The following is a 19,167-nucleotide window of genomic DNA, read 5'->3' on the forward strand; positions in this document are numbered from 1 at the left end:
CGGCGGCTGTGGCGTCAGCTCAGGTCCAGCGCCCGCGCGATCGGCACCCCCGGCCGATAGGCCAGGTGCTGGTGCGAGGGCGCGTCGAGGACGGTGAGGTCCGCACGCACGCCGATGGCGATGCGGCCGATGTCGTTGCGCCGCAACGCCTTCGCACCGCCGGCCGTCGCCGCATACACGGCCTGCGCCGGCGTCAGCCCCATCTCGCGCACGGCCAGCGCGATGACGAAGGGGATCGAGCTCGAGTAGCACGTGCCCGGGTTGCAGTCGGTGGCCAGGGCGATCGACACTCCGGCGTCGAGCAGGGCGCCGGCTTCCGGATAGGGCGAGCGCGTCGAGAACTCCACGCCGGGCAGCAGGGTCGCCACGGTGTCGCTGCCCGCGAGCGCCGCCACGTCGTCGGCGCCGAGGAACGTGCAGTGGTCGACGCTCGCGGCGCCGACCTCGACGGCCAGACGCACTCCCGGCCCCGCGCCGAGCTGGTTGCCGTGCACGCGCGGGAGCAGGCCGGCGGCGATGCCCGCACGGAGCACCTCGCGGGACTCGTCCTCGGTGAAGGCGTGCGGTGAGGCCGGCTCGCAGAAGACGTCGCTCCAGCGCGCGTGCGGAGCGCAGGCCGTGAGCATCTCGCCGGTGACGAGGGCGACGTAGCCCGCCCGGTCGTCGCGGTACTCGGCGGGGACGACGTGCGCCCCGAGATAGGTGGTCTCCGGGGTGACCTCGCGCGCGAGCCGCAGGGCCCGGGCCTCGTCGGCGACGGTCAGGCCGTAGCCGCTCTTGATCTCGACGGTGGTCGTGCCCTGGGCGCGCATCTCGGCCACCCGGGTGGCGAGCAGGGTGCGCAGATCGTCGTCGCTCGCCCCGCGCGTGGCGGCGACGGTCACGCCGATGCCGCCCCCGTCGTAGGACTCCCCCGCCATCCGCGCCGCGAACTCCGCGGCCCGGTCGCCGGCGAAGACGAGGTGGGCGTGGCTGTCGACGAAGCCGGGCACGAGCGCGCGACCGTCGAGGTCGACCTTCGCGTCGGTCGTCGTGGGGGCGTCGGCCCGCGGGCCGACCCACGCGATCACACCGTCCTCCACGACGACGGCGGCGTCCGACAGCGGGGCCAGGGCGCCGCCCTCGTGCGTGTCGTCGCAGGTCAGCAGCTCGCCGACGCCCGTGATGAGGGTCGAGCGCCGGGACGTCACGACACGCTCCGGGCCGCACGCGTGCGCGTGATGAGGCGCTCGATGAGGCGAGCGGCGACCTTCGCGGTGCGCCCGTCGATGTCGTGCGTGGGATTGAGTTCGGTGACGTCGACGTGGATGAGGCGGCCACTGTCGGCGACCGCGTCGCACACCGCCTGGATGACGAAGGTCGGCACGCCCAAGGCGGCCGGAGCGCTCACTCCCGGCGCGACCGGAGCGGGCAGGACGTCGAGGTCGATGGACAGGTGCACCTCGTCGACACCCTCGAGGAAGCGCCGGACGAAGGCGAGCGGCTCGCTCGGCTCCTGGCAGTCGTCGTCGAGCAGGTACGGCACCCCGAGCTCGCCCGCGCGGTCGAAGAGGGCCGTCGTGTTGCTCGCGACGCCGACGCCGAGGACGGCGTAGTGGAGGTCCAGGCCGTGGGCCTGCCGGTCCCGGGCGATCTGGAGGAAGGGGGTGCCCGACGTCGGACGCTCCTCGTCGCGCAGGTCGAAGTGGGCGTCGAGGTTGAGGATGCCGAGCCGCGGCCGCTGTCCCAGACCGCGATAGCTGCCCCACGCGCTCTCGTGCCCGCCGCCGAGGACGACCGTGAGCGGCGCGTCGTCGCGCAGCGCTCCGTCGCTCTCCCCGCGGCCGGCGGCGACGGCCTCCCCGAGCCGGCGCTGCCCGTCCTCGAGATCGCCCCCGTCGACGGTGACGTCCCCAGCATCGAGGACGACGACGTCGGTGTGGACGGCGAGCGAGGCCAGCGCGGAGCGGAGCGCGACCGGACCGTCCACGGCGCCGACGCGACCCTTGTTGCGGGCCACCCCTTCGTCGCTGGCGAAGCCGACGAGGACGGCATCGACCGGGAGCGTCGAATCGCTGACGACGCAGTCGTGGAAACGGCGGTGCTCCGGGCCGTCGCCGTCGTGTCGGCCGGTCCAGACGAAGGGGGTGCTCATGCGTGGTCCTCCCACGGGATGGGTGCTGCGGTTGCGGGTGCTCCTACGCTGAGGTCATGAGCGAAGAGCGGGCGGTGGCGGCGGCGCGGGCCGCGGGGATCGACGTGACGGTGACCCGGCACGGGCGCGTCGGCAGCCTCGAGGAGGCGGCGGCCGCGCGCGGGGTGCGCCCCGGCGACATCATCAAGACGCTCGTCGTCCGGCGCGGCGAGGACGACCATCTGCTCGTCCTCGTCCCGGGTGACCGCAGGTTCAGCTGGCCGAAGTTGCGGGCCCTGCTCGGGACGAACCGGCTGTCCATGCCCGACGCGGAGACGGCCTTCGAGGTGACGGGCTACGAGCGGGGCACGATCACCCCCTTCGGTGCGAAGGGGAACCTGACCGTCATCGCCGACACGGCCGTGGCCGGTCGGACGATCTCGATCGGCGGCGGGGCCCATGGCGTCGCGCTGACGGTCGCCGGGGACGACGTGATCCGCGCCTTCTCGGCACAGGTCGCCGACATCGCCGACTCCGTCTGATCGCAACGCCACCATGGCCCCATCCAACCCTGTGCCCGGCCCGGGCGGACCCCCAGCGCGGCATCCGGTGTCTCAGATCCGAGACGCAGCGGGCGGACGGTCCGGGCGCCAAGATGAAGGGGACCTCATCCGGGCTTCATGGCCGCCTCAGCAGCGGGGGCGATGGTGGATGGCATGACGAAGCCCCGGAACCTCCTGACCGCCCTCGTGGCCCTGGCCCTCATGCCGCTGCTCGCCCTCGGTGCGTGGATCGCCGTGGCCGACGAGAACGGTGCGCCCGCCGTGGGGTCGAACCCGCAGGACGCCGTGTCCGTGTCCGTGAGCCCGACCAGTCCCGCGAGCACGACCGGGACGCGTCCGTCGTCCTCGAGCACCTCCAGGACGTCGGACGACGACACGGGCTCGGACGACAAGGGCGCCAGTGATGGCAAGGGCTCCGACGACAAGGGCGCCAGTGATGACAAGGGCGCCGACGAACCGAAGGGCGGATCGGCGACGAACACCGTGCGTGAGGTGACCCCGAGCGTCACCCACTCGAGCGACGACGACGACTGGGACGACGACGCCGATGACAGCGACGCCGATGACAGTGACGACTCGGACGACAGCGACGGTGACGACGACTGATGCGACCTGACGCCGCGAGCCGCCGCGCCGCGTCGGCGGACGCCCCGACGCTGGCCGACGAGAAGCCGCACGGCGCGGGGTCGACCCTCACGGCGCGCACCCGGATCGTCGCGTGGATGGTGCTGACCGTCTTCATCGGCCTGCTCGCCGTCGTCCTGCTCACGAACCGGGTCCTGCGTGCCGACGCCGCGGCGCAGGCGAACGACGCAGTCACCCAGGAGATCGAGGAGTTCCGGCAGTTCGCCCGCGAGGGCGTCGACCCCGACACGGCGAAACCCTTCACCTCGACGGAACGGATCTTCGAGGTCTACCTTCGCCGACAGCGCCCCGACGCGGGCGAGATCATCGTCGGTCGGCTCGCCGACGGCGAGACCCTCTCGGTGAAGGGGGCCATGCCCGGCGCCCTGAACGACTATGAGGTGCTCAGCGACCGTCGGGTGGGCCGCGCGATCATGTCCGGCACGTCCGGGGTCGCGCAGACGCCCGTCGGTGACCTGCGCTGGGGCCGCGTCGCGGTCGACTCGAACGGCGACGCGGGCGGCTCGCTCGCGGTCGGCATCTTCATGGCCGAGCCGAACGCCGCGGTGGCGCGCACGACGCAGCTCATCGCGTGGATCGCCCTCGGCTCGCTCCTCCTGTCGGCCGCGATCAGCTGGCTCGTGGCACGACAGATCCTGCGCCCGCTGCACGACATGCGTCGCGCGGCCGCGGCCATCACCGAGCGCGATCTGACCCAACGCCTGCCCGTCGAGGGACGCGACGACATCGCCGAGCTGGCAACCACCTTCAACGGGCTCCTCGACCGCCTCGAGGACGCCTTCGCCGGCGAGCAGCGGTTCGTTGACGACGCCGGGCACGAGCTGCGCACCCCGATCACGATCATCCGCGGACACCTCGAGCTGATCAGCGAGGATCCGCAGGAGCGCGCCGCCACGCTCGCCCTCGTGACCCAGGAACTCGACCGGATGAGCAGGATCGTCTCCGACCTGCTCTCCCTCGCGCGGGCCGACCGCCCCGACTTCGTCCAACCGCAGCCGGGCGTCGACCTCGCCGAGCTGACCCTCGACCTCGACGCCAAGGTGCAGGCGCTCGGCGACCGGCACTGGATGCTCGGGCACGTCGCCGACGGGACGTGCGCCCTCGACCCGCAGCGCGTCACGCAGGCCGTGCTCCAACTCGCGCAGAACGCGGTGCAGCACACCGACGACGGCGACACCATCACGCTGGCGAGCCGCTTCACCGAGGTCGGTGGCCGGCCCGTCGCGCAGTTCAGCGTCACGGACACCGGGCCGGGCATCCTCCCCGGCGAGACCGAGACGATCTTCGAGCGCTTCGCCCACGGCTCGTCCTCGCGGGGTCAGCGCGGCGCCCGCGCCGGCGCCGGCCTCGGCCTGCCGATCGTCGCCGCCATCGCCGAGGGTCACCGCGGCTGGGTCGGCGTCGACAGCATCCCCGGTGAGGGGGCGACCTTCACCCTGACGGTGCCCGCCGACGGCCTCGTGCACAGCACCCCCTTCGACGAGCACGCCGACGGCACCCGGACCACCCCTGACCCCGACGACACCCGCCCGATCCCGATCGGGACCTGGAAGGAGACGCCGTGAGCACCATCCTCATCGCCGAGGACGAGGCGCGGATCGCCTCCTTCATCGAGAAGGGGCTGCGTGCCGCCGGCTACCAGACGACCATCGCGGACGACGGGCACACGGCGCTGCTGCTCGCCCAGACGGACGCCTTCGACCTCGTCATCCTCGACCTCGGTCTCCCCCACCGCGACGGCTTCGAGGTGCTCGAGCGGCTGCGCGCGCACGGGTCGACCGTGCCCGTCATCATCCTCACCGCGCGCGGCGGCACCGACGACACGGTGCACGGGCTCGAAGGCGGCGCCAACGACTACATGACCAAGCCCTTCCAGTTCGCCGAACTGCTCGCGCGCGTCCGGCTGCGGCTGCGGGACGGCGCCACGGCCGAGGGCGGCGATCCCGTGACGCTGCGCGCGGGCGACCTCGTCCTCGACCTCCGCTCGCGCCGCGTCACCGACGGGGACGGGCTCGAGGCCGACCTCACCGCCCGCGAGTTCTCGCTGCTCGAGACCTTCATGCAGCACACCGACCAGGTGCTCAGCCGCGAGCAGCTCCTCGGTCACGTGTGGGGGATGGACTTCGACCCGACGTCCAACGTCGTCGACGTCTTCATCCGGACCCTGCGACGCAAGATCGGGGCCGAGCGGATCGAGACCGTGCGCGGCATGGGTTATCGCCTGCGCGCCTGACTCGTCGCTCGGCCCCGACCGGGGCGCGGCCCCGACGGGGGCGCCGGGCTCAGCCCTCGCGCATGGGGATCCGGACGCCCTGCTCGGCGGCGGTGCGCTCGGCGATCTCGTAGCCCGCGTCGACGTGGCGGATACGCGGCGGGCTCGTCGCGCATTTGCTCTCAATGATTTACCCTTCCCATCTATGTTTAGGAACCCTAGGATGCGGCTGATCTACCGCGATTGGCGCGGTGCATTTCAGGGGAGATGAGAATGAAACCGCAGAGGCGCCTGAGGCTGACAGGAATCACCTTCGCCGCCTTCGCCACCCTTGCCGTTGGTAGCGCCGCCACCGCTGTCGACACCGACCCGCCGCCACCGATGACGATGGACCTCGCCCGCGAGATTACCCACTCGACGCGCCCCCTGACAGTCGAGGAGATCGACCGTTATGAAGAAGCCATCGCGTTCAGGTGGGGAGCTGCTCGTCCTGACCAGGTCGCCGAGAAGCTCAAGGGAACCCTTGAGACCCTCGGCCGCGATGGCGGTGCCACCTGGGTATCGGAGGAGGAAACTCTCAACATCTACGTCTCCGGGCCCACAGTTGGCAAGGACGCCGCGATCGATAAGGTCAAGACTCTTGTCGCCGATGTGATCCGCGGGTCAAACGTGAAGGTGCAGATCCACGCTGGGGGTCTCCGGTCGGAGGTGCAGCTCGTCTCGACGATGGATGCCGTGTCCGACACCAAGAGCTACGACACAACCGGAACGGTGAAGGTCCGCTCCCAAGTCATCAACTACAAGACAGGGAAGGTCGCGGTCGACGTGACCAGCCAGACCGCCGCCGAGATCGTCGAGAAGAAGTTCGGCGACGCCGTCGAGGTTCAGGTCAAGCCCTCCTACACCCAGGCAGAGCTCGACGAGATGTTCCAGGTCGAGAATCGCCGAAGCGACTCGCCGAGCAATGGGTGGAGCGGAGGCACGGCAATGTGTTCTTCGAACTCTGGGGACTGTACTCAGGGGGCTGCAGCCGGAGACACTGCAACCTGCACCACGGGGCTGAAGTGGATCCTTGCTGGGCAGGTGCGCCTCGCAAGCGCAGGGCACTGTTTCGCGACCGGCAACGCTTATTACCGGTACGCATCGCCGAGGTACGGCATCGCCACTCAGGCTGGCACGAATTGGTTGTTCAACTCGAACGTTGATGGCGCACTGACTGATCCCCCGAACGGTTACTCCGTCCGCAACCAGTTCTGGATCGGCGGTCGGTACGGCAGCGAGAGCCGCACGATTACTGCGTGGGACGACTCAATGACCGTGGGCCAGCCCGTGCTCGTCTCGGGAGCCAACAGTGGCGTCCACACCGGCGAAGTCCGTACGGTTTTCGATCGCACCTGCAACAATGTGCCGTTGACTACTACCAACATCAGCGGGACAGTGGGCGGCGACTCGGGCGCAACGGTGGCCCAGCCGAATGCAGCCTCCCCTGAGAGCGGAGACTACGTCGCCCTCGGGGTGCACTCCTGCCGACCCGCAGGCGCCTATGCCAGGTTTTCCCGGGCTGCAACGATAGCCAACGAGCTCGGGGGCTATCCAGCCACGTCCTGACGCAGGCAGATGCGATAGGGGGCCGAGCGGATGCGCGCTGGGCCCCCTATCGCGGGGTCCGGAGACCTCTACTCGAAGTTGTGCTTGGGGTGCCTTTCTTGTCCAGCTCGCTCTGGAACATCGCGTCGAGCTCTGCCTGGGTGTAGGGGGGCTTGACCTGAACCTCGACGGCGTCGCCGAACTTCTTCTCGACGATCTCGGCGGCGGTCTGGCTGGTCACGTCGACCGCGACCTTCCCTGTCTTGTAGTTGATGACTTGGGAGCGGACCTTCACCGTTCCGGACACGGCATCCATCGTCGAGACGAGCTGCACCTCCGACCGGAGACCCCCGGCGTGCACTGCGACGGTGAAGTCGGCGGCGCTGGTCAGCTCATCACCCACGGCCTGGGTCTTCTTAACGGCAGCATCCTTGCCGTCCGCGGGACCGGAGACGTAGATGTTGAGCGTCTTCTCCTCTGAGATCCACGTCGCGCCACCGTTGCGGCCCTGGGCGTCGAGGATCTCGGCCAGCCGGTCTGCGACCTGGTCGGGGCGGGGATTCGCGGGAAGACCGGCGTCGGGGGACTGGAAGGGCGACGACGAGCTTGAGGCAACGTCGATGACCGCGGGCTGATCGCCTCCACGGACGGTCAGGACCACCCCACCAGCGACGACAGCTGCTCCCAAGACCGCGCCCAGCGCCGTGTGGCGGCGCCGCCGTTGGCGGCTGCTGGCGGCCTCGATGAACGAGTCCAGCGGTGGCACGTCCTGACGTGCGCGGTCGGCTTCGTCATCGATGAGGGTGCGGACGGCATCGAGATCGGGGCTACTCATGACGATTCTCCTAGACGATCGCGAAGGGTGGTGCGCGCCCTGGACAGGCGCGACTTGACAGTTCCGATGGGCACGGCGAGCTCTTCAGCGATCTCGGCGTCTGTGAGGTCGTGGACGGCGCGTCTGACCACGACCTCACGCTGGCTGGCGGGCAGGTCGCGGATCGCTTGCCAGATCTCGTGCTGGTACGGGTGGTCGCTGGCTGGCCTAGGGGGAGGTTCGTGATCTGGCGCGGCCAGTTGGCGGCGTGATCGTCGCTGCTCGTCGACCGCGAGCCGATACCCGACGGTGCGTAACCAGGCGATGGGGCTTTCGTACTTCGACACCTTGTTCCAGTGCAGGACGAGCCGGGTGAACGCCTCGTTGGCGCAGTCCTCAGCCGAAGCGCGCGAACCGGCCACCACGGTCAGCTCACCCACCAGGCGGGGGTAGAAGGCAGCGTGAATCTCCGCCAGGCCCTCGCGGTTCTGCAACTTCATGCCCATATGACGCTGGGACGCGCCGCTGGTTCCATGGAAGTCTCAAAGTATTCCCTCACACGCCTTCGGAGCGGCCTCTTGCGGCGAGTGGTCAAGTCCGTTGGCGGGGAAACCTGGTCCGAGGGTTCAGATCCATCACCCTCGCTCGACGGTATGCGGTGACGATCGTCAACCGCGACACCACGCCCAGTGCGACCGCTCACCGATTCGATGTGGCTTTCGCCGTTATATGGCGGGGTTCTGTCGACGCTCTGTGGCGGCATCTGCTCATGGCGATACACGCGAGCACCGGTCTGGTCACAGATAGCGGCAGACGGTCGTGGTGTCGCATTTGGTGGGGTCGCTGGTGGTGGCACTGTGGTGAAGGTGCGCGACGGTGTGTCGCAGTGCTTGCAGGTCGGCGATTTGGCGGTCCAGGTCGCCCAGGTGGGCTTCGAGCAGGGCGTGCACGTGCTGGCAGGGTGCGACTCCGGCGTCGCGGATGTCGAGGATCTCGCGAATCTGGGCCAGGGTGAGCCCAGCGGTGCGGCCGCGGCGAACGAAGTCCAGGCGCGCCAGGGCCGCAGGGGTGTAGTCGCGGTATCCGTTGGCGGTGCGCTCAGGCGCAGGTAGTAGGCCGGCTTCTTCGTAGAAGCGCAGCGTCTTGGTTGTGGTGCCGCTGGCCACGGCCAACTCACCGATGCGCACAGTGGCCCCTTTCTCGGCTCTCGTCCATGTTCGCCTTGACCTTCCCCTGCGCTGGAACGTCCACTATGGACGCTGAAGAGGGGTCACGCGAAGGAAGGTGGGCAAATGGGTGTGGACTACGACGTCGATCTGGCCGTGATCGGCTCAGGAGGCGCGGCGATGTCCGCCGCCATCGCGGCCAGCCAGGCCGGTAAGAGCGTCGTGCTGGTTGAGCGCGGTGTTCTGGGCGGGACGTGCGTGAACATCGGCTGCGTGCCGTCCAAGACGCTCCTGGCGGCCGCCGGGGCCCGGCACGCCGCGCTCACCAATCCCTTCAAAGGTGCCCCAACGTCAGCCGCACCGGTGAACCTCGGCGATCTGGTGGCCCAGAAGGACGCACTCATCGAGCGCCTGCGTGATGCGAAGTACGCCGATGTGGCCGCTGCCTACGGCTTCCAGGTCCGCCCAGGCCAGGCCAGCTTCCTGGACGGGGACACCCTGGCCGTCGACGGCCAGGCGCTGCGGGCCCGGGCCTATCTGGTCGCCACCGGTGCCACCCCCGCCATCCCGGAGGTGGTCGGTCTCGACTCTGTGGACCGGCTGACGTCCACCACCGCGATGCAGCTGACCGAGCTGCCTGAGTCCCTGGTCGTTATCGGTGGCGGGTACGTCGGGATGGAGCAGGCCCAGCTGTTCGCTCACCTCGGCACCCGGGTCTCTGTGGTCGGGCGTCTGGCGCCGCACGCCGAGCCGGAGCTGGCCCAGAGACTTCGGGAAGTCTTCACCGACGACGGCATCACCGTGGTCGAAGAGCGCGCGACCACTGTGGCCCGCGAACCAGGCCCCGCAGGAGAGGTGGTGGTGACCACGGACTCGGGCGAACAGGTGCGCGGCGCGCAGGTCCTGGTGGCCACCGGACGCCTGCCCCGCACCGACGGCCTGAACCTGGCCGCTGCCGGTGTGGACGTGGACGAGCGCGGCTTCGTCGTGGTCGACCAGACCCAGCGCACCTCCAACCCGCGCGTCTGGGCCGCCGGTGACGTCTCGGGGGCTCCCCAGTACGTCTACGCCGCCGCCGCCGGCGGTCGGGCCGCCGCGCTCAACGCCCTGACCGAGGACAGGTACCCGCCGGCAGCTCGGGTCGACTACGCCGGCTTTCCTGCGGTCGTGTTCACCCGGCCCCAGCTGGCCTCGGCGGGGTTGACCGAGGACGAGGCCCTCACCCGAGGGCACGCGTGCGACTGCCGCGTCCTGGACCTGTCCGATGTCCCCCGGGCGCTCGTCCAGCACGACACCCGCGGGGCGGTGAAGCTCGTCGCCGACGCCGTGAGCGGCAAGGTTCTGGGCGTGCACGCTCTGGCGGACGGGGCCGGGGAGATCATGCTGGCGGCCACCTACGCCATCAAAAGCGGCATGACCGTCGACGATCTGGCCGACACCTGGGCGCCGTACCTGACCATGAGCGAAAGCCTGCGCATCGTGGCCGGCCTCTTCCGAAACCAGATGCCGACGTCATGCTGCGCCTGACACCCGCGGCCCCAGCGGGGTGGACGAGGGCTCCCGCGGCGGCCCGCCTGGCGCCGTGAATGTGCCTTAAAAACCTACAGGTTGATGAGACACGACCTGACGTCGCTGGCGGGGATCGAGCTCTCGCGGTTCTGCGGCTGCAGGAGCGTCTCGGAAAAGTGTCTCGACGAGAAACGTCTCAGGCGACGTTCTTGTAGGAGTTTCTGAGGCAGTATGGGTGAGTGAGACTTCTGGGGTACACGAGAATCAGCACAGCCAGTCAGGACGCGCAGTTGCAGTTGGACGCGCTGGCCACGGCCGGGGTCGAGCCCCGGGACGTGTTCTCAGATGTCACCTCGGGCAGCAAGAACGCAGCGCAACGGCCAGGGATGCGGCGACTGTTGGAGTACGCCACCGCTGGAGACACGGTGGTGGTCTGGCGAGTGGACCGGCTGGGACGCTCACTGATCGACGTGCTGAACACGGTGACCCTGCTGCGCGAGTCCGGCATCGGCATCCGCTCCATCCAAGACGGCATCGACCCAGCCACGACCAGTGGACGGCTGATGCTGAACATGCTCGCCACTCTGGCTGAATACGAACGAGAGTTGATCACAGAACGGGTCAATGCCGGCATCGCCGCAGCCAAAGCCTCCGGCACTCAATTCGGGAGACCCCGCGTGGAGCCAACGGTGATCGCTGAGAAGCTCGCGATCGTCAACGACGCCCGCGCCAAAGGACGCACCGCGACCGATGCCGCCCGTCTCGTGGGGTGGTCCCGCGCCACGTTCTACCGCCACAACGCCACCGTCCAGGCCCAAGACCTCTGACCGCGTCAGGTGCCCGGCGAGGCAGCCGCCAGAACTGAAAATCGACGAGCCATCGGCCTTTGACGGCCAGTGGTCCCGTTCACCTTGGCGGGGCGCGCCATCGTGCCGCGCGGCCCCATTGGCGGAGTGCACCCATCCAGAATCTTCGTATCTTAGATAGAAATCGCGTTGCTCCAATTTAGAGCGCTTCTCGACAGACGCCTCGACCGTTCGTGTCATTGTCCGAAGTCGACTGCACCGGTGACCTGCGTTTCGAGACTGTGTGCACGCGGGTATGAGCTTGCGGCGTGTCCGTACCCCTGTGCACGAGCGGTGCGCGGTGGTTCCATAGTCCTGTGCACGACGATGCAGTCGATGAGGGCAGGGTTGCCGAGCGCGGTCTGCTGACCGACTCTGACGAGGTGTGGGCGCTGGCGGTTCGCCGAGCCGAGGTGATCGGCCCGTTAGCGACGGTCGGCGGAGCGGTCGCCGCAGAGGTGGCGGCCGAGCGGCTGGGTATCTCGCGGCGGCAGGTGTATGTCCTGCTGCGTCGGTGGCGTCAGGGGCAGGGCGTGGTCTCGGACCTGCTCCCGGGTCGTTCCAGCGGCGGGAGGGGAGGGCAGCGATTGCCGAGCGCGGTCGAGGTGGTCATCCGGGAGGTGCTGCGCAAGCACTACCTGACCCGGCAGCGGAAGAAGGTCACCGCGATCCACCGAGAGGTCATCCGGGTCTGCCGTACGCGGGGACTGCCCGCACCGTCGCGTGGGGTGATCGTGCGCCGCATCGCCGCCCTGGATCCGGTCGCCGCAATGAAGGCGCGCGAGGGAGCAGACGCGGCCCGGGCGCTGGAGTCGGCCGGTGGACGGGCGCCGCCCGTCACCCGCGTGCTGGAGCAGATCCAGATCGATCACACCGTGGTGGACCTCATCGTGGTCGACGAGCGGCACCGCCTGCCGATCGGGCGGCCGTACGTGACGGTCGCGATCGACGTCTTCTCTCGGTCCATCGTGGGCTTGGTGGTCACGCTGGAGGCACCCTCGGCGCTGTCGGTTGGGCTGTGCCTGGCGCACATGGTCACCGACAAGCGGGCCTGGGTCGAGCGGCTGGGGATCGAGGTGGACTGGCCGATGGCCGGCAAGCCGGGCGAGCTGTTTCTGGACAACGCCGCGGAGTTCAAGAGCGAGGCTCTGCGTCGGGGCTGCCAGGAGCACGGGATCACGCTGGACTACCGGCCAGTGGGGCGCCCGCACTATGGCGGGGTCATCGAGCGGGTCATCGGCACGCTGATGGAGATGGTCCACGAGCTGCCCGGCACGACATTCTCCAACCCGGCCCAGCGCGGCAGCTACGACTCCGACGCCAAGGCCGCCCTGACGGTCGCGGAGCTGGAGAAGTGGCTGGCGCTGGTGGTGGCGAGCTATCACGGGCGAGTGCATGGCACGACGGGGCAGACTCCACAGGCCCGCTGGGTGGCCGGCACTGCCGAGACGCCCGCGGTGACGGTGGCCAACGAGAGCGCGTTCCTGGTCGACTTCCTGCCTGTGTTTCGTAGGAGGTTGACGCGCACCGGGTTCGTCCTCGACCACGTGCACTACTTCAGCGACGTGCTCAAGCCGTGGATCGCCCGCCGCGACCGGCTGGACCGGTTCGTGATTCGCCGCGACCCTCGCGACATCAGCCGTATCTGGGTCCTTGATCCTGAGGGCGAGACCTATCTGTCGGTGCCCTACCGGACGCTGTCGCGTCCGGCGATGAGCGTGTGGGAGCACCGCGCTGCACTCGAGCGACTCCGCCGCGAGGGCCGGGCGCAGGTCGACGAGCAGGCGCTGTTTCGGATGGTCGAGCAGATGCGCGCTATCGCCGTCACCGCGCGGTCGAGCACGCGCAAGGCCCGCCGCGACGACGAACGCCGCGACAAGGCGGGTGCCGCGACGCGCTCACGGGCCGCGCCTGCTGCGCCAGTCCCGCCCGAGGATCTCCCGGCCACCGCGCTGGAGCCGGGCAGTGCTTCCCCCAGGGTCTTTGCGGCGCCGTTCGAGGTGATCGAGCAATGGTGAGCCAAGCCCAGGCCTGGCCCGGCGGAGACGACGGACTGGAGCATCTACACACCAGCGCACGGTCGATCGCGCGCCTACCAGCCCAGGAGCGTGTGCGGCACGTGCGCGCCGACCGGTGGATCGGCTACTCCCGCGCCACGGAGACGCTGGAGCGGCTGGAGACCCTCTACGGCTGGCCGGGCAAGCAGCGGATGCCGAACCTGTTGCTGATCGGCCCGACGAACAACGGCAAGTCGATGATCATCGAGAAATTCCGCCGCCTTCACCCGCCCACGTCCCACCCCGAGCGCGAGCAGGTGCCGGTGCTGGCTGTGCAGATGCCCACCGAACCCTCGGTCAGCCGGTTCTACGTTGCCCTGCTGGCTGCCCTCGGTGCACCGCTACGCCCCCGGCAACGGGTGGCCGAAATGGAACAAGCCGCCTTGGGCCTCCTGCGGGCGGTCGGGGTGCGGGTCCTAGTCATCGACGAGCTGCACAACGTCCTGGCCGGACAGGCGCACACCCGGCGGGAGTTCCTCAACCTACTGCGCTTCCTGGGCAACGAGCTGCGCATCCCGCTGGTCGGGGCCGGCACCCAGGAGGCCTACCTGGCGATCCGCTCTGATGACCAGCTGGAGAACCGCTTCGAACCCCTCACCCTGCCCCGCTGGGAGGCGGGCGAGGAGGCCTGCTCGTTGCTGGCCAGCTTCGCCGCGTCCTTCCCGCTGCACCGGCCCTCACCGATCGCGACCGAGGACATGGCCCGCTACCTGCTCACCCGCAGCGAGGGCACCATCGGCGAACTCACCCACTTGCTCACCGACGCCGCGGTGGCCGCCATCGAGTCCGGCGAGGAGGCGATCAACCAGCGCACCCTGCGCATCGCGCCCTACGTCGGTCCCACCGAACGACGCCGGACGTTCGAGCGCGAACTCACATGACGCGCCGCTGGCCGCTGCACCCGCCACCACACGAGGGAGAGGCCCTCTCCTCCTGGGTGACTCGGCTGGCCAAGCCATACGGCATGACGGTCGAAGAGCTACTCCGCCATGACGTGGCCCCACCCGGCACCGACACGACCAGCCTGACCCGCGCTGCTGTGGACCTGGACCCGCCAGCCGCCGTGCTGCTGGGCTTGGCCGAGCGCGCCGGTGTCCCGCTCGGCGACATCCGCCGGATGACGATCGCCGGGCAGGTGCCCTGGCTGCTGGACACCCTCGGCCCGGAGCCGGAGCCCGGGGTGGGGTTCGAGACCTACGTCCATCAGGACTCGCTGCTGTGGGCGACCGGACTACGAGACCGACGGCCAGTGCCCGGCTGGCGGGCCTGGCTACCCACAGCAGGTCCGATGCGCCGAGCCTGCCCGCTGTGTGTGGCGACCGCGCCGTTCTTCACTCTCGCCTCGCAGCTCCCGCTGACGCTCAGCTGCCCCGACCACGGCTGCCACCTGGCGCCGACCCTCGGCGCCGCCGGTACTTTCCTCGGGTGGGAAGAGGCGAACACCCACACAACGCCCGCCTCAGCGGCCGTCCGCGCCATGGACGTGCGTACCCACCAGGGCCTCTCCACCGGCGCCGTCACCCTGCCTCGCCGCGCAGGGCATGGCGGCGTCTGGTTCCGGCTGCTGCGCACGCTTATCGACGAGCTGTCCATCCCCGTCTCGAAGCTGGATGCCCACTCCCGGCGCACCCTCGAACACATCTGGCACTCGAGCGGCCACCCCGTCCGCGCGGGGATCGTCGGTGCCTGGCGGCCCTACGAAGACCTGGCCTGGCCGCACCAGGAGAAGTTCCTCAAGGCCGCAGCCACCGCCATGCACCTGATCGAAACCGGCGAGATCGCCGCACACGGCACCCTCGCTCCGCTCCTGACCCCCGAACCGTCTGTTCCCGCCGACACACGAGCGGCCCCCGGACCGGATGACCACTGGCAGAAGGCCAAGGATGCGCTGCACGAGGCGATCGCCCTCGCCCGCGACGATCCGGCAGCCGCCCGGAAGCTCCTGACCGTCCTCACCGCCTGGACCGATAGCGAGGCCGCCTTCGTGCGGGCCCGCGCTGACCTGATTGCCCTCGGCATCCCCCACGACAACCTCCCACTGACGCCTTCCGAGGGGAGGTGCGCGCGAGACTCAGCTCAACCCAATGTCGACTGTCCCATATTGGCTCCCGCGGATCCTTCGCGTGACTTAGACTGGGTGACGGATTAAGTGACACGTGCGCCCGGGCGAGCAGACGGGGATATCGGTGTCACGTAATCAGTCGTATATGTGATGGAAGCGGGGTCGGGATGCTGGTGGGGTACGTGCGGGTCTCGAAGGCCGACGGGTCGCAAACCACCGACCTCCAGCTCGACGCCATGACCACGGCCGGCGTCGACCTCGAGCGGGTGTATGAAGACCACGCCTCCGGCGCGAAGGATGACCGGCCCCAGTTGGCGGCCTGTCTGAAGGGGCTACGCGAGGGGGACACGCTGGTGGTGTGGAAACTGGACCGCCTCGGGCGCAACCTGCGCCACCTGGTCACCATCGTCGATGACCTCACCGCCCGGGGCGTCGGGTTGCAGGTGCTGACTGGCCAGGGCGCGGCGATCGATACCACCACGGCCGCGGGCAAGCTGGTGTTCGGGATCTTCGCCGCCCTGTCGGAGTACGAGCGGGCGCTAATCTCCGAACGCACCGTCGCCGGGTTGACCTCCGCCCGGGCGCGGGGACGCACGGGCGGGCGCCCGTTCAAGATGACGCCCGCCAAGGTCCGTCTGGCCGCCGCGTCCATGGGGCAACCCGACACCAACGTCGGCGCCCTGTGCAGAGAACTCGGCGTCACTCGGCAGACTCTCTACCGGCACGTCTCACCCGCCGGCGAGCTCCGAGACGACGGCAAGAAGGTGCTCGGCCGACAGTAGAACGAGCCAACTGGGTTGTGCCGCATGTCGGCCCGGTCCCGGTGAACGCTCCGGACGGGTCAACCGGGACGCCGACAAGTGGCGGCGCGCGAGACCGCCGCTGATGTGCACCGTTACCGGTCCCCGTTCGCCATATGGGGCACGGGCATGGTCAGGCATCCGGAGAGCCGCGATGGTTGAGTTCGAGCCGCACGGCTGTTGCACGGAGTCGTTTGTCACGCGTCCACAACTGGGCACCAGCTGACAGCTTGGTCGAGGCCAGCAGGTGCGCGTCGACGTATCCGATGCCGAGGCCAAATAGCCGATGGTGACCGATGAGAGTCATCACCTCGACGTCTGTGGCAACCGTGGCTTGCGGAAGGTTGTGGAGCAGTCCCAGGACCTCGTTGCGGCCTGCGAGGTTGCCCAAGGCAAGTTCCCCCGTCACCCACGGGTGGCCCAGTACTTTGCCGTCCTGGAGGAGGGTGACGAGCTGCGCAACGCCGCTGCGGAGATGGTCGATCCAGATCGACGTGTCAACGATGATCACGCGGGAGTTGACTGCCGTCGCGGGACCGGTTTCGCGTCGGGCTCACTACCCGCGAGTTGCGCGAGCCGTCGAGCGCTCTCCCGCTCAATCAGGGCCTGGAGAGCCTGACGAACCAGAGCGGTCTTCTCAGTCGTCCCGGTCAGGCGCTGGGCCTCCTTGACGAGCTCGTTGTCCAAGGCGAGAGTCGTTCGCATGGCCACCTCCAGGCACGGGCAGGAACATCAGGTGATGCCACTGTACGTGCTATGGAGACCGGATAGGGATCCCCATACGGGACGTCCAGCAGGGTGGTCGGTGTTAGGTGTGCTTCGTCGGCGCTCTCCAGGCTTCGTAGCCGCCGTCGAGGTGTCGCAGTTGACCCTCATGGCCCGACCATGCGGGTCGCAGACGTTCCAGGGCGGTGGCGGAGCGGGCACCGCCCTGGCAGTACAGCACGACCTCCCCCCCGCCGCGACCGGCGGGAAGGGCGCTCTCGCCGCGTTCGAGGATGTGCCGCAGCGGCAGGTGAATCGCGCCGTGGACCGCCCCGGCAGCATGCTCCCAATCCTCACGGACATCGATCACGGTGACGTCGGCACCTGTCGCGAGAAGTGACCGCAGTGCAGCCGCGTTGAGGGTCTCGCTCGCATTGGGCGCCCCATGGCTACGCGACGGATCGGCGGCGACCGGCACGTCGACGCGCGTGGCCCTCGGGCGGTCCGGGTCGGGTATGAGACAAAGCTGCCGAGAGGTACTGGTGGCCTCGTCCCAGAGCAACAGTCTCCCGACCAGCGGCTCGCCGGTGCCGGTGACCAACTGGATCACCTGCGCACCCATGATCATGCCGAGCAGGCCCGGAAGCGTGCCGAGCACTCCCCCTTCCGCGCAGGAGGGCACCTGGCCCGGTGCCGGGGGCTCCGGGAACACGTCGCGGTAGTGCGCGCCGCGCCCTGGCCAGAACACGCTGACCTGCCCTTGGCCGCGCAGCACCGCGGCCCACACAACCGGCACCCCGGTGACCTCGCTGGCGTCGGCGACGGCATAGCGGGTGGCGAAATTGTCACTGCCGTCCAGCACCACGTCGTAGTCTCCGACGATGCCGGTGACCGACTCGGGGGTGAGCCTCTCGGCATGGGTGCGAACGCAGACCTCGGGATTCAGGGCGCGGATGGCAGCGGCCGCTGAGTCCGTCTTCGGCGAGCCGATGCCCCTCGTTGCGTGGATGACCTGTCGATGCAGGTTGGAGGCGTCGACGACGTCGTCATCAACGACCCCGAGGGTGCCGATGCCGGCGCCGGCGAGGTACTGCAGGGCCGGCGTACCCAACCCTCCCGCGCCGATCACCAGGACCGATGCCGCTCGCAGCCGACGCTGTCCGACTGTGCCGATCTGCGGCAGCGTGATCTGCCGCCGATAGCGCTCAGTCTGCTTCGGGGTGAGCTCGGGGCCCGGTGACACCAGGGGCGGCAGCGCCCCGGGAGTCGGGTCGGCCGGGGTCACGAGAAGTCGCCCCGCGGTCGTTCGGTCACAATGCGTCCCTCGTGACTCGACGAGGCGAGCGCCAGGGACCGGCGCGGGATTCGCCCGGCGCCCGCCGCGAGTCGGCCGGCCTCGACCGCGTGAGCCATCGCCCTGGCCATCGCCTCCGGGTCGCGCGCTCGCGTGATGGCGCTTGCTGCAAGCAGCGCATCACAGCCGAGCTCCATCGCGAGCGTCGCGTCGGACGCTGTTCCGATCCCGGCGTCGAGCACCACCGGGACCGAGGCGCGGGAAACGATCAGTTCGATGTTGTGCGGGTTCAGCACCCCGAGCCCGGTGCCGATCGGGGCTCCGAGCGGCATCACCGCGGCGGCGCCGGCGTCCTCGAGCCGCTTGGCCAGGACGGGGTCGTCGGAGGTGTACGGCAGCACGGTGAATCCACGCTCGACCAGCATGACGGTGGCCTCGAGGAGTTCGACGGCATCGGGCAGGAGGGTGTCCTCGTCGGCGATGACCTCGAGCTTCACCCAGTCGGTCTCGAGGGCCTGACGGCCGAGCTCGGCCGTCAGCACGGCGTCGCGGGCGCTGAAGCAGCCGGCGGTGTTGGGTAGGGCACGGATCCCCAGTCGCCGGATCATCGTGAAGACGGAGTCCCGCGTGGTCGGCGAGAAGCGGCGCAGGGCAACAGTGGTCATGGCGGTGCCGGATGCGAGGAGTGCGCGTTCCAAGGCTGCGAGGTCGGTGGTGCCACCGGTGCCCATGATCAGCCGTGAGGTGAGGGTTTCTCCGGCGATGACGAACCCTGCATCGAATGTGTCGGTCATG

At 69.4% G+C, this 19,167-nt stretch carries 20 protein-coding genes; 11 read left to right on the forward strand and 9 right to left on the reverse strand.

Translation table 11 applies throughout. The features are described from left to right. Positions 1-14: 14 nt before the first annotated feature. Complete coding sequence (gene hutI / locus ACQBAS_RS12155) at positions 15-1,190, reverse strand: imidazolonepropionase (protein WP_427384075.1); 1,176 nt, start codon at positions 1,188-1,190, stop codon at positions 15-17. Further along, complete coding sequence (gene hutG, locus ACQBAS_RS12160) at positions 1,187-2,134, reverse strand: formimidoylglutamase (RefSeq protein ID WP_427384076.1); 948 nt, start codon at positions 2,132-2,134, stop codon at positions 1,187-1,189. Before hutG ends, hutI begins: the two co-directional genes overlap by 4 nt. A 56-nt stretch (positions 2,135-2,190) precedes the next feature. On the opposite strand from hutG, the gene ACQBAS_RS12165 reads away from it, so the two are divergent. The 5 genes from ACQBAS_RS12165 to ACQBAS_RS12185 all read left to right on the forward strand — a co-directional run bounded on the left by ACQBAS_RS12165 (position 2,191) and on the right by ACQBAS_RS12185 (position 7,141). Then, complete coding sequence (locus ACQBAS_RS12165) at positions 2,191-2,655, forward strand: aminoacyl-tRNA deacylase (RefSeq protein WP_427384077.1); 465 nt, start codon at positions 2,191-2,193, stop codon at positions 2,653-2,655. A 174-nt stretch (positions 2,656-2,829) separates the two neighbouring features. Then, positions 2,830-3,282, forward strand: coding sequence for a hypothetical protein (locus tag ACQBAS_RS12170; protein ID WP_427384078.1), 453 nt, complete (start codon positions 2,830-2,832; stop codon positions 3,280-3,282). Continuing rightward, on the forward strand, positions 3,282-4,886 hold the full coding sequence (locus ACQBAS_RS12175) for a sensor histidine kinase (protein WP_427384079.1): 1,605 nt from the start codon (positions 3,282-3,284) through the stop codon (positions 4,884-4,886). The genes ACQBAS_RS12170 and ACQBAS_RS12175 overlap by 1 nt, the downstream gene beginning before the upstream one ends. Next, the gene (locus tag ACQBAS_RS12180) at positions 4,883-5,554 is read left to right on the forward strand and encodes a response regulator transcription factor (protein WP_427384080.1); all 672 of its coding nucleotides are present in this window, start codon (positions 4,883-4,885) and stop codon (positions 5,552-5,554) included. The genes ACQBAS_RS12175 and ACQBAS_RS12180 overlap by 4 nt, the downstream gene beginning before the upstream one ends. Positions 5,555-5,806: 252 nt before the next feature. Beyond that, the gene (locus tag ACQBAS_RS12185; protein WP_427384081.1) at positions 5,807-7,141 is read left to right on the forward strand and encodes a hypothetical protein; all 1,335 of its coding nucleotides are present in this window, start codon (positions 5,807-5,809) and stop codon (positions 7,139-7,141) included. 46 nt (positions 7,142-7,187) lie between these two features. Here ACQBAS_RS12185 and ACQBAS_RS12190 read toward each other — a convergent pair whose 3' ends face one another. From ACQBAS_RS12190 to ACQBAS_RS12200, 3 genes are all read right to left on the reverse strand, one after another. After that, entirely contained in the window at positions 7,188-7,886 is a 699-nt protein-coding gene (locus ACQBAS_RS12190; RefSeq protein WP_427384082.1) for a hypothetical protein, read from the reverse strand. 65 nt (positions 7,887-7,951) lie between these two features. Then, complete coding sequence (locus ACQBAS_RS12195) at positions 7,952-8,434, reverse strand: RNA polymerase sigma factor (protein WP_427384083.1); 483 nt, start codon at positions 8,432-8,434, stop codon at positions 7,952-7,954. Positions 8,435-8,731: 297 nt separating this feature from the next. Further along, positions 8,732-9,121 carry a heavy metal-responsive transcriptional regulator gene (locus ACQBAS_RS12200; protein WP_007928756.1) on the reverse strand — a complete coding sequence of 130 codons (390 nt, stop codon included), beginning with the start codon at positions 9,119-9,121 and terminating at the stop codon, positions 8,732-8,734. Positions 9,122-9,226: 105 nt separating this feature from the next. Between ACQBAS_RS12200 and merA the strand changes: the two genes are divergently transcribed. The 6 genes from merA to ACQBAS_RS12230 all read left to right on the forward strand — a co-directional run bounded on the left by merA (position 9,227) and on the right by ACQBAS_RS12230 (position 16,355). Next, on the forward strand, positions 9,227-10,627 hold the full coding sequence (merA, locus tag ACQBAS_RS12205) for a mercury(II) reductase (protein ID WP_017838447.1): 1,401 nt from the start codon (positions 9,227-9,229) through the stop codon (positions 10,625-10,627). Positions 10,628-10,848: 221 nt separating this feature from the next. Next, the gene (locus ACQBAS_RS12210; protein WP_427384085.1) at positions 10,849-11,436 is read left to right on the forward strand and encodes a recombinase family protein; all 588 of its coding nucleotides are present in this window, start codon (positions 10,849-10,851) and stop codon (positions 11,434-11,436) included. Between the two features lie 335 nt (positions 11,437-11,771). After that, positions 11,772-13,472, forward strand: coding sequence for a transposase (locus ACQBAS_RS12215; RefSeq protein WP_427384086.1), 1,701 nt, complete (start codon positions 11,772-11,774; stop codon positions 13,470-13,472). Positions 13,473-13,573: 101 nt separating this feature from the next. Beyond that, positions 13,574-14,392 carry a TniB family NTP-binding protein gene (locus ACQBAS_RS12220; RefSeq protein WP_427384087.1) on the forward strand — a complete coding sequence of 273 codons (819 nt, stop codon included), beginning with the start codon at positions 13,574-13,576 and terminating at the stop codon, positions 14,390-14,392. Then, positions 14,389-15,660 (forward strand): TniQ family protein, encoded by a 1,272-nt coding sequence (locus ACQBAS_RS12225; protein ID WP_427384088.1) that lies wholly within the window; start codon positions 14,389-14,391, stop codon positions 15,658-15,660. The genes ACQBAS_RS12220 and ACQBAS_RS12225 overlap by 4 nt, the downstream gene beginning before the upstream one ends. 80 nt (positions 15,661-15,740) lie before the next feature. After that, the gene (locus tag ACQBAS_RS12230) at positions 15,741-16,355 is read left to right on the forward strand and encodes a recombinase family protein (protein WP_427384090.1); all 615 of its coding nucleotides are present in this window, start codon (positions 15,741-15,743) and stop codon (positions 16,353-16,355) included. 151 nt (positions 16,356-16,506) lie between these two features. Here the strand turns inward: ACQBAS_RS12230 and ACQBAS_RS12235 are convergent, their stop codons facing one another. The 4 genes from ACQBAS_RS12235 to ACQBAS_RS12250 form a co-directional block, all read right to left on the reverse strand. Continuing rightward, complete coding sequence (locus ACQBAS_RS12235) at positions 16,507-16,884, reverse strand: type II toxin-antitoxin system VapC family toxin (protein WP_427384091.1); 378 nt, start codon at positions 16,882-16,884, stop codon at positions 16,507-16,509. Next, on the reverse strand, positions 16,881-17,078 hold the full coding sequence (locus ACQBAS_RS12240) for a type II toxin-antitoxin system VapB family antitoxin (RefSeq protein WP_427384092.1): 198 nt from the start codon (positions 17,076-17,078) through the stop codon (positions 16,881-16,883). The genes ACQBAS_RS12235 and ACQBAS_RS12240 overlap by 4 nt, the downstream gene beginning before the upstream one ends. Before the next feature lie 103 nt (positions 17,079-17,181). Beyond that, positions 17,182-18,363: a ThiF family adenylyltransferase gene (locus ACQBAS_RS12245; RefSeq protein WP_427384093.1), complete on the reverse strand. Its 1,182-nt coding sequence runs from the start codon at positions 18,361-18,363 to the stop codon at positions 17,182-17,184. Then, entirely contained in the window at positions 18,360-19,166 is an 807-nt protein-coding gene (locus tag ACQBAS_RS12250) for a thiazole synthase (protein ID WP_427384094.1), read from the reverse strand. The genes ACQBAS_RS12245 and ACQBAS_RS12250 overlap by 4 nt, the downstream gene beginning before the upstream one ends. Between the last annotated feature and the right edge of the window lies 1 nt (position 19,167).

The sequence above is a fragment of the Janibacter zhaoxuefangae genome, assembly GCF_050271985.1.
GTDB lineage: Bacteria > Actinomycetota > Actinomycetes > Actinomycetales > Dermatophilaceae.

Excerpts from the sequence above, each read along its gene's own strand:
- ACQBAS_RS12175 (WP_427384079.1), top strand. The coding sequence starts at position 3,282 with ATGCGACCTGACGCCGCGAGCCGCCGCGCCGCGTCGGCGGACGCCCCG.
- ACQBAS_RS12250 (WP_427384094.1), bottom strand. The coding sequence starts at position 19,166 with ATGACCGACACATTCGATGCAGGGTTCGTCATCGCCGGAGAAACCCTC.
- ACQBAS_RS12185 (WP_427384081.1), top strand. The coding sequence starts at position 5,807 with ATGAAACCGCAGAGGCGCCTGAGGCTGACAGGAATCACCTTCGCCGCC.
- merA (WP_017838447.1), top strand. The coding sequence starts at position 9,227 with ATGGGTGTGGACTACGACGTCGATCTGGCCGTGATCGGCTCAGGAGGC.
- ACQBAS_RS12230 (WP_427384090.1), top strand. The coding sequence starts at position 15,741 with ATGCTGGTGGGGTACGTGCGGGTCTCGAAGGCCGACGGGTCGCAAACC.
- ACQBAS_RS12170 (WP_427384078.1), top strand. The coding sequence starts at position 2,830 with ATGACGAAGCCCCGGAACCTCCTGACCGCCCTCGTGGCCCTGGCCCTC.
- hutG (WP_427384076.1), bottom strand. The coding sequence starts at position 2,134 with ATGAGCACCCCCTTCGTCTGGACCGGCCGACACGACGGCGACGGCCCG.
- ACQBAS_RS12240 (WP_427384092.1), bottom strand. The coding sequence starts at position 17,078 with ATGCGAACGACTCTCGCCTTGGACAACGAGCTCGTCAAGGAGGCCCAG.
- ACQBAS_RS12225 (WP_427384088.1), top strand. The coding sequence starts at position 14,389 with ATGACGCGCCGCTGGCCGCTGCACCCGCCACCACACGAGGGAGAGGCC.
- ACQBAS_RS12165 (WP_427384077.1), top strand. The coding sequence starts at position 2,191 with ATGAGCGAAGAGCGGGCGGTGGCGGCGGCGCGGGCCGCGGGGATCGAC.
- ACQBAS_RS12195 (WP_427384083.1), bottom strand. The coding sequence starts at position 8,434 with ATGAAGTTGCAGAACCGCGAGGGCCTGGCGGAGATTCACGCTGCCTTC.